2 protein-coding genes and 1 pseudogene are annotated in these 1,079 nt (G+C 58.5%); 1 reads left to right on the top strand and 2 read right to left on the bottom strand.

All coding sequences use genetic code 11. From position 1 onward, the window contains the following. Nucleotides 1–70 (bottom strand): annotated as a pseudogene (locus H5U08_RS19605) (carbonic anhydrase); the annotation flags it as partial. Nucleotides 71–102: 32 nt separating this feature from the next. Here H5U08_RS19605 and H5U08_RS19600 point away from each other — a divergent pair. Then, on the top strand, nt 103–783 hold the full coding sequence (locus H5U08_RS19600) for a hypothetical protein (RefSeq protein WP_297037102.1): 681 nt from the start codon (nt 103–105) through the stop codon (nt 781–783). Here H5U08_RS19600 and H5U08_RS19595 read toward each other — a convergent pair. After that, nucleotides 784–1,079: hypothetical protein (locus H5U08_RS19595; RefSeq protein ID WP_297037099.1), on the bottom strand; the 296-nt coding region annotated here is incomplete at its 5' end.

Raw genomic sequence — 1,079 nt, 5'->3', positions numbered from 1 at the left:
TGTCCGAGGAATGCACGACATTGGCGACATTGCGATGGACGAAGACTTCGCCGGGGTCGAGCCCGGCCACCACATTTGCCGGAACACGGCTGTCGGCGCAGCATGATTCACATCGCGGAACGGAGCTATTATGAAGAGCTGAACAAGCGGTTGCGCCAATACGATGTGGTCCTCTATGAACTGGTGGCCCCAGAGGGAACGCGTGTGACGCCGGGGACCCGCTCCGCTCATCCCGTGTCCGTCATCCAAAGGTCCATGACAGACTTTCTCGGGCTGGTCTTTCAGCTTGACGCCATCGACTATCAGCGTCCCAATTTCGTGCATGCGGATATGTCCCCCGAGGAATTCACCCGCTCGATGGAAGAAAAAGGTGAAAACCTGTGGACGATGTTCTTTCGGGCGTTCGGGTACGAATTCGCGCGGAGTCAGACCAGGCAATCCGGGAGCAATGACCTGGACTTTTTGAGAGCCCTGTTCAGTAAGGACCGGCAACTGGAGATGAAACGGCTATTTGCCGAGCAACTGGCAGAAGACGTGGAGGGGCAAATCCGTGCCATCGAGGGTCCCCAGGGATCCACTCTGATCTCCGGCCGAAATGAGAAAGTGCTGGAGGTCCTTCGCGAGCAGATCGCTGAGGGACACTGCCGGATTGCCATTTTCTACGGCGCCGGCCACATGTACCATTTCCATGAGCGCTTGCTCGAACTCGGGCTGGTGCCGGTGAAAACCAAATGGCTTAATGCATGGGACCTGCGGGAACCAAGCGGTACCACCGAGAATTGATCACATCGGCATTTGCTGGGCCATCTCAAACATGACGCCGAGAAAGGCATTGATGCCGCTGAGCACCAGGGTACTGATACCCAGGACGATTCCGGCCGCCGCCATACCCCGCCCACCCCGGCCTGCTCCGATAATCCCGAATATCAGGGCAAGCAGTCCCACGGGAAAGCCTATGAGCGGGCAGCACCACGCAATCAGGCCAAACAGGCCCAAAACGAGCGCTGCCACGGACATCCCCGTGTCCTCGCTGCTTGCGGGTGCCGTCGGTGGTGGGTAGTAACCGGGTGAGGGATAAC

This window comes from Thermogutta sp. (genome assembly GCF_014359955.1).
Lineage (GTDB): Bacteria > Planctomycetota > Planctomycetia > Pirellulales > Thermoguttaceae > Thermogutta.
This window is presented reverse-complemented; position numbering and strand designations above follow the sequence as displayed.